Genomic DNA, 8,483 nt, shown 5'->3' on the forward strand with positions numbered 1-8,483 from the left:
ATCGAAAAACACTAATTAAGGAATTAGTTAATGGGCAAGGACATGAAGTTATATTTCTCCCTAAATACTCTCCAGATTTAAATGATATAGAACAGGACTTTGGTGCATTAAAGAAGAAAAGAATGTAAGAAGGAAAAGACAAATCCATTGATGATGTTATTAGAGATTATTGCGCTTCGAGTGTGTCCCACTCTTATTCAGAATGACTATATTTGTTATTGCGAAGGAATGTGTTTGCGTAGCATTCCGGACCGAAAGCAATCTCAGGCCAACTTCGTATTGCACCATTTTAAGATGAAACAATCTACTACATTACTATAAAATTAAAAAGTTAATCTAAACAATTATTAAGGATAAAATGTTATCTACTACAGAATTACTTATCGCTACTAAATGGTTTGGTATTGCTACAATTGGATTTTTGATTTTGGCAATTATTGGCTTTATTTTGAAATGGGGATTTAGATTTAGATTAGTGGGAGTAACAGGTTTTATGGGAGTGCTAACTGCTGGTTTATTTGGTTTAAGTTTAGGATTATTTAACCGGGTAGAAATTCCAGGTTCGGTTCCATATACATTAGTTTATGATAATGGTGGAACTAAAACTGTAATAGCTGTTTCTCCAACTATTTCCGAATCAGAATTAACCGCAACTATGGAACAAGCAGCAGGAGATTTATTTTCATCAGGCCGTTTAGGTGGAGAGGATAAATTAACGATTAGAGTTAGAACAATTATTCATCCAGAAATAGGTGTTTCTGAACCTCTTTATTTAGGACAAGTTAAACGTTCTTTGTTTCAACGAGAAGATGAAAATATAGAGTTGAAAATATTTCCAGAAACTTTAGCAAAGTTAGAAAATTATCAGACTCAAATGTAGCACAGACATCTTGCCTATAAAAGCTTTATTGTTATTAGATTTAGCAATAAGTGTAGGTTGGGTTGAGGTATGAAACCCAACAAATATTTTGTTTGTTTCACTCCATTTAATTCAACCTATACTTTTAGCTTTATCAGTCTACTACTAAAGTGAATAATGGTTATAATATCAGATAAAAAAAGTAATCTAGTAAGGTGTGTTATGCAGTAAAAATTTAGACTATGAAAGATATTTAACAATCTGTCGTAAGCCACCATTTTATATGTGTCAATACTACTCTAATGTTGGGTTTCGTTCCTCACCCCAACCTACATCTATAAAAAAAAGGAGAATGTTTAATAAATGACAAATCAAAGAGATTTATTGAAAAGATTATTCAATGCTTTTAAACCTTCTGAACCTTTAAAACCTGGCAGTTCAGTATATGTTAATTGTCAGGATGTTAGAGGAGATGGAGATGTTATTACAGATTTAGCAGAGAATATTAAATTATCTGATAACAATACTTGTCAACTTTATGCCGGACATCGAGGTGCGGGTAAATCAACTGAACTTTTACGACTTAAAAAACACCTGGAAGATCATGGATATTTTGTTGTTTATTTCGCTGCCGATGAAAAGGATATTAATCCGGAAGATACGGAATATTCTGATATTTTGTTGGCTTGTACCAGACATTTATTAGAACATCTGAAACAAGCTAATCCTGAACCATTATTAGATTGGTTAAATGCACGGTGGTCAGATTTAAAAGATTTAGCAAATACAGAAATATCTTTTAAAAATTTAGATATTGAATCACAAATTAGTCAATATGCAAAACTTACGGCACATATTAGAGCTGAACCTAGTTTAAGAAAAAAAATTAGAGATAAAGTTAATCCTAATACGGAGAGTTTAATATCAGCTTTAAATAGTTTTATTAGTGAAGGGAAAAAGAAACTTAGTTCATATTCCCAATTAGTAGTAATTGCTGACAACTTAGACCGGATTGTACCAATTTATCAGTCAGAAGAACGTACTAATCACGATGAAATTTTTATCGACCGTAGTGCCCAATTAAAAGGATTAGATTGCCATACGATTTATACAATTCCTATTTCTATGATTTATTCTAATCATGCTCTTAATATGAAAGCTGAATATGATGATTATCAAGTTTTACCAATGATTATGGTGGCAACTCCCGAGGGAGAAACTTATGAATCAGGAGTTGCTAAAATGAGGAAAATTATTGATAAAAGGGTTCAGGAAATTAAACCAAATTTATGTTTAGAAACAGAGTTATTTGAAAGTCGAGAAGTTTTGGATAAAGTTTGCTTAGTAAGTGGAGGTCATGTTCGGGATTTAATGTTTTTAATGCAAAGTGTAATTAAACGTGCTGGAGGTAAATTACCTATTACTGCTAGAGTTGTACAAAGAGCAATTACGGAAGCTAGACTTTCTTATATAAGGTCTATTCAAGAAGAGGAATGGCAAGTATTGGTAGATGTTTTTCGTTCTAAAAAAAAGTTAAATAATCAACAGTACCGTAATTTATTATTTAATCGTTGTTTGCTAGAATATGTTTACTTTGATGAAGAGAGAGAAAAGCAAGTTTGGTATGATGTTCACCCATTGATTAGAGGTGTACAAAAGTTTCAGGAGTTACTGCAATGAAGGGAGAAATAAGCGAAGACCTCTCCCCCAACCCCTCTCCTGCAAGGAGAGGGGAGAAATTTTCCCCCTTCCCTTGCAGGGAAGGGGGTTAGGGGGTTAGGTTTTACCCACAATTTTAGTCTAGACAAAGTATATACTTATTACACTTTGATGAAGAGGAAAAAAAGCAAATTTGGTATGATGTTCACCCATTGATTAGAGCAGTACAAAAGTTTCAGGAATTAGTTTAATGAAGGGAGAAAAAATTGTTTCGGAAGAGGATTTATTATTAACATTTGCAGAGGAATATGAAGCTTTAGTAGAGAATATTAGATTTAGTGAAGGTTTTTGTTTATTGTTTGTGGAATGTTCCCCAGTACAGGGAACAAAAATTATGGAGAAAGTTCGCCTGGATATTCCTGAAGAAAAAGCGGAAGTTTTGCCTTTAGATAAGACTATTTATAATTTTTACAATCGAGTCAAAGAATTTTCTAATCTGAAAAAAATTGATATTTTATTTGTGACTGGTTTGGAATATTCTCTGTATCAATATGAGGATGAAATGAAAGAGAGAGGTTGGGATGATAATGAGATTATTTCTATTAGTAATAGAGGAGTTCCTCCAGTTTTAGTTAATTTGAATCAGCAGCGAGAAAGATTTAGGGATGATTTTGATATTTGCTTTGTGTTTTTGTTACCTAAGTTTGCTGTAGATTATCTGATTAAACGTGCCCCAGATTTTTTTGATTGGCGTTCTGGGTTATTTCGTTTTCCTATGGATAAGGAAAATTTAGAGCATGAAACTTTGCAGGCTTATTTCAAAAGATTAAAAAAAGAAGATTATGAAAACCTCACGCCTCAAGAATATAAGAAAGAATTAATTGAAATTCAAAGTTTAATTGATGAGGATCATCAAACTCTGGAAAGAAAGGTAGATTTATTAATTGAGGAAGGTAGATTAAACAGCAATATCGGGAAATATTTAGAAGCGATTTCTGCTTATGATAAAGCTTTAGAATTTAAACCAGAAAATGACCAAGCTTGGTACAATAAAGGCATTGCTCTGAAAAATTTAGGAAGACATGAACAGGCGATTTCTGCTTATGATAAAGCTTTAGAAATTAAACCAGATGATGACCAAGCTTGGTTTCATAAAGGTGTTGCTTTCCTACAGTTAAAATTTTATCAACAAGCAATAGTTGCATATAAAAAGTCTCTAGATATTAAACCAGACAATGAAGGTTCTATTAGTAATCTTGGCTTAATTAAATATGAAATAGGAAAAATAGATGAAGCAATAGAACATTGGCAAGCAGCGCTTAAAATTAATAACCAATTTGTAGAACCTAAATTAGCAATAGGAGTTGCCCTCTATAACAAAGGTGAAATTTCAGAAGGTTTAACAATAGCTAAAGCAGCATTAAAATTAGATAAAAGTTGGGGAAACTTACAGCGTCTCAAAAAAGAACTTTGGGGCAAAAAACTATTATCAGATACAGCAAAGTTATTAGAAAACCCTCAGATAAAAGCCTTACTTTTATTGCATATATAGAATAGAAATAGTCAGTTTATTTTCTGAAGCACTCAGCACAGAATAAGACTAACAAATTAATCCGTGTATCCGTGGCATAATCCCTGTGAGCTATCCGTAGCATAATCCCTATGAGCTTAGAAAATCCTCAGATAAAAGCCTGATTATCTAATACTAATTCTTGAAAGGTGCATCTCAAGTATTTACAAAAATACCTTTTTTATATTCCCCATTTCCCATTCCCCATTTGCTAAAAATTTATAACTTTTAACTTCCTGCAAAATTGAGATGCACCAAACAAAACTAATATCATGTCCGGATAATAAGTTCTCAAAAAACTTTTCCCTTTAAACCTTTCTTTTCCTTCTGCCTTCTGCCTTCTGCCTTCTGCCTTCCTTACTCAAAAATTTAACTATTCCGGACATAATATAACCTAAACTTTTGCCACTTCAGCAAACCTAATCTTCAAATAATCATCCTCCATTTTCGCCCCCGCAGGTTGCAACGCTGCTAAAGCTTGAGGCAAAACCAAATTCCGACGATGATTACCAATTCTAATATTCAATTCATCCCCAGTTTTATTCAGTTGAATTTTCTCCTTCGGAATACCAGGCAAATATAACTGCAAATTATAATTACCCTTCTCCTGCACCACCTTAACAGTATTTTCCTTATAATAAACCTGACTAGGATCCTCATCTCCATAAAGAGTTTCCTTCAATCTTTCCAAAGCAGCCAAACCACACATTTCCTCAGAATAAAGAGGCACTTCCTTCACAGGTAAAGGTCTAAAATTATCGTGAATTTCTTGCCGATATTGCTGTTGATTTTCCTTCCATTTTTGAAAGAAAGGATCGGTTACAGAATCAGGAATAATTCTATTAGCAACTACTAAATCTGTAGAAACATTATATAAACTTAAATAAGCATGAGCCCTTAAAGACTCCTTAATAACCATCTTCTCAGGATTAGTAACTAACCGCACAGAAGTCTTAGTATTATCAGTCAAAACCTTTTCCAAAGCCTCTATTTGTTCATAAAATTCATAAGGAGCATCCATGACTTCTTTATCAGGCAAAGAAAAACCAGTAATAGGTTTAAAAATAGGCTCAAAAAGAGGTCTCAAAGCAACCGACATTCCCTGCAAAGGTTTATAAAACTTCCTCATATACCAACCCCCTACTTCCGGCAAACTCAAAAGTCGTAAAGCAGTACCTGTCGGAGCAGAATCAATAATTAAAACATCATATTCCCCCTCATCATAGTGCCGCTTCATCCGCACCAGACCAAAAATTTCATCCATTCCCGGCAAAATAGCCAACTCCTCAGCTTGGACACCATCCAAACCCCGCGCCTGCAAAACTTGAGTAATATAACGCTTCACAGCTCCCCAGTTTCCCTCAAGTTCCATCAAAGCATCCAACTCCGCACCCCAAAGATTTTCCCTAACCTTCCGAGGTTCGTGACTCATTTCCATATCAAAGCTATCTGCTAAAGAGTGAGCTGGATCGGTGCTGAGAACCAAAGTTTTATGGCCTAACTCCGCACAACGTAGTCCCGTTGAGGCCGCTACCGATGTTTTGCCAACCCCACCTTTTCCCGTCATTAATATTACGCGCATTGATTATTTAACCTTTTGTGAAAAATTTTTACATATCTTAAACTTTAGCAGTTTTTGACTTTTCCAGAATGTCGTGGCATTAAGGAGATTTTTCAATATCACAATTATGTATTTTTGTCAATAATATATAGTAGTTGTAAAAAATTAAACTGAGAACTATTTACGCTTGATAATGCAGGTGAAAAACCTAACCCCCCAACCCCCTTCCCTCCCAGGGAAGGGGGAGAAAGACTCCCCTCTCCTTGTAGGAGAGGGGTTGGGGGAGAGGTCTTCTAGACCTGACTCAAATACCCACAATTTTGGTCTAGACACGGCACTACCTAATTTGAAAAAGCTGTTTCAAAACATCCAGTCGCGAGATATCCCAATAGTCAATATGACTGTTAATCAGTCCATCCGCATTAAGTTTCAATTCGCTCCAACCTGGTATTGCCATTCGAGGTTTCCAGGGAGTAGGAGCTGTCCAACTAAGTGTCCAACGGGTTTTAATTACATTTTCCGATTGACTAATATCGTGTAAATCAAGTTGAATATCATTAAACCAATTATTCATAAAACCAATCATTTTTTGATAACGAGCTATCCCTTTAAATTTATTTAATGGGTCTTCAAAATCAACATTTTCTGCGTAAATACTATAAGTTTGATCGATAGGAAATTTTTGATAATCTTGCTTAAGTATTGAAATAATATCCATTTAATTTATTGCTGATTGTTTTGTTCTTTATTCAATTTCAAATCTGAAAATATATAGCCATAATAAATCATTCCAGAGAAAAAACTGTAGGGATTTAGTCTCCAAACCCAAGCGCAAAGGATTTTGTCTCCAAACCCCTACGATAAAATATTAAAACCTATTAAAGATTGCTATATTTTTAACTAATAACTGAAAAGATTTAACTTGCTTTGATCAAGTAAGGTTTTAACCCAAGGTAATTATCCATTATCTATTATTCAAGAGAAAAAAACTGTAGGGATTTTGTCTCCAAACCCCTACGATAAAATATTAAAACCTATTAAAGATTGCTATATTTTAACTAATAATTGGAAAGACTTACAAAAGGTATGACAGCCTTCTAGGCTGTGTTACAAAGGTTTTAATTACAGGTAATTATCAATTATCAATTATTAATTATCTTCATACCATAAACGCTCTAACTGATAACGCCAAGCTGACAAAGTTTTTTCCCGATATTCTAAATTCATATCTATTTCTCCCATTAAACCTTCTGCATAAAAACGTTCTAAAGTTTGCATAGTTGCTTCTAAAGTTTGTCCTTGGAGTTTTGCTGCCTTAATTACTTGACGAATTTGATTTTCTATTACTTCATTAAAATAACCAGATATACCTTGCTCTTTTAAATCAAGTAATCTTTGAATAGCCTCTCTAAAATCTGCCACTGTTAATGTATAAAAATTATACTGAAATACTCCCCAAAGAACATTTTCATAGATAGCATAACGAGTTTCTAAAGTAACATCAAAATTAGCTTCAAGTAACTTTTCAAAAAAAGGTTGAGCATCTTCTTTAGGAGCAATTGGTATTAATATTCTCAACCAACTTTTGTCATCTGAGATAAGAATTAAAAGTCGAAACTTATCCGTTTCTATTTGCCATGAATTAGGTGATAGAGTTTGAATAGATGCTCCAAATATATTTTGTAGTGTTTGAGTAATTTCTAATAAATTCATAGTATATAAGTTTAATTAATATAGCGCTACGCCCTAGGGAATAGCGAACAGGGAACACTTAACTGGAAACAGGAGACTATCAAAGGGTTCTTCGTATAGGGAAATGCTCCACAAACAGAATTTAGAAATGTCCTAACTTTTGCTTCAATTTCTATAATTAACAATTAATAATTACCTCTTATTAAAGTGGATCATACTTCAGTGAGGTATACCTGTCGCGAGCAAGATGCTAGACACATTTAATTCTGATCTAATAGACATTTCCAGAAATAAAAAATTAAATCAATTATCGTACAAAAATCATCTATTCTTTCCCCCTACTCCCTACTCCCTCTTTTCTGGAGATGTCTAATGATAAACCCCCAGATTTTAACCGGGGGTTTTTTACCTAATAGAAGTTAGAAATAACGCTACACCGAAGCGATCGCTACTTCTTTATTGAACTAATAAACCACTAAATTTTTAGCCCATCCATTCGAGAACAGCTTCTTCTTTAGTATTAGTACGACGATCTGGAGTTTCACGATTAAACTTCATGTGAATAGAGCGGTTTTGTTCACCATCAACTGCTACTGCCATGATTGGATAATCAATCAAACCATCAGGGAAAGCCATTTGGAACCGGAATGTACCATCAGGATTCAATTTAATAGGTCGTCCACCGATGGTAACAGTGGCATCAGGTTCAGTTGCACCGTGGATAATAAGTTCAGCATCAGCAACTAACCAGAACTTGCGGGGACGAACTGGTGGCATGGAGGCAGCAACACCAGACATATTCATGCCCATACCGGAAGTGGTTAAACCAATACCAGACATATTCATGCCCATACCGGAAGTGGTTAAACCAATACCTGACATATTCATACCCATACCGGAAGCAGTTAAACCCATACCGGACATACTCATACCCATACCGGAAGCAGTTAAACCCATACCGGACATACTCATACCCATACCAGAAGCAGTTAAACCCATACCAGAAGTTGTTAAACCTACACCTGACATTCCGATACCCATACCAGAAGCAGTTAAACCTATTCCAGAAGTTGTTAAACCTACACCTGACATTCCGATACCCATACCAGAAGTTGTTAAACCCATACCAGAAGCAGTTAACC

General features: G+C 34.4%; 8 protein-coding genes and 1 pseudogene. 5 read left to right on the top strand and 4 right to left on the bottom strand.

The window, feature by feature from the left end; translation table 11 throughout:
- The 4 genes from VKJ25_RS06970 to VKJ25_RS06985 form a co-directional block, all read left to right on the top strand.
- Positions 1 to 128, top strand: a 128-nt coding sequence (locus tag VKJ25_RS06970; RefSeq protein WP_324235907.1) for a transposase, incomplete at its 5' end; no start/stop codon positions are given.
- A gap of 230 nt (positions 129 to 358) precedes the next feature.
- Entirely contained in the window at positions 359 to 880 is a 522-nt protein-coding gene (locus VKJ25_RS06975) for a Ycf51 family protein (RefSeq protein WP_324235901.1), read from the top strand.
- Positions 881 to 1,222: 342 nt separating this feature from the next.
- A complete protein-coding gene (locus tag VKJ25_RS06980; RefSeq protein ID WP_324235902.1) occupies positions 1,223 to 2,539 on the top strand; it encodes an ATP-binding protein in 1,317 nt (438 codons plus the stop codon).
- 229 nt (positions 2,540 to 2,768) lie between these two features.
- Entirely contained in the window at positions 2,769 to 4,070 is a 1,302-nt protein-coding gene (locus VKJ25_RS06985) for a tetratricopeptide repeat protein (RefSeq protein WP_324235903.1), read from the top strand.
- Between the two features lie 412 nt (positions 4,071 to 4,482).
- On the opposite strand, the gene VKJ25_RS06990 is transcribed toward VKJ25_RS06985, so the two are convergent.
- The 4 genes from VKJ25_RS06990 to VKJ25_RS24490 all read right to left on the bottom strand — a co-directional run bounded on the left by VKJ25_RS06990 (position 4,483) and on the right by VKJ25_RS24490 (position 8,139).
- Positions 4,483 to 5,670 carry a TRC40/GET3/ArsA family transport-energizing ATPase gene (locus tag VKJ25_RS06990; RefSeq protein WP_324235904.1) on the bottom strand — a complete coding sequence of 396 codons (1,188 nt, stop codon included), beginning with the start codon at positions 5,668 to 5,670 and terminating at the stop codon, positions 4,483 to 4,485.
- 316 nt (positions 5,671 to 5,986) lie between these two features.
- A complete protein-coding gene (locus VKJ25_RS06995) occupies positions 5,987 to 6,367 on the bottom strand; it encodes a C6orf136 family protein (RefSeq protein ID WP_324235905.1) in 381 nt (126 codons plus the stop codon).
- A gap of 431 nt (positions 6,368 to 6,798) precedes the next feature.
- The gene (locus tag VKJ25_RS07000; RefSeq protein WP_324235906.1) at positions 6,799 to 7,362 is read right to left on the bottom strand and encodes a type III secretion system chaperone; all 564 of its coding nucleotides are present in this window, start codon (positions 7,360 to 7,362) and stop codon (positions 6,799 to 6,801) included.
- Between the two features lie 462 nt (positions 7,363 to 7,824).
- Complete coding sequence (locus VKJ25_RS24490) at positions 7,825 to 8,139, bottom strand: Rho termination factor (RefSeq protein ID WP_483143736.1); 315 nt, start codon at positions 8,137 to 8,139, stop codon at positions 7,825 to 7,827.
- On the opposite strand from VKJ25_RS24490, the pseudogene VKJ25_RS24495 reads away from it, so the two are divergent.
- A pseudogene (locus tag VKJ25_RS24495) lies at positions 8,117 to 8,483 on the top strand (hypothetical protein); the annotation flags it as partial. The gene VKJ25_RS24490 and the pseudogene VKJ25_RS24495 overlap by 23 nt on opposite strands.

The organism is Okeania sp. (genome assembly GCF_035285525.1).
Lineage (GTDB): Bacteria > Cyanobacteriota > Cyanobacteriia > Cyanobacteriales > Microcoleaceae > Trichodesmium.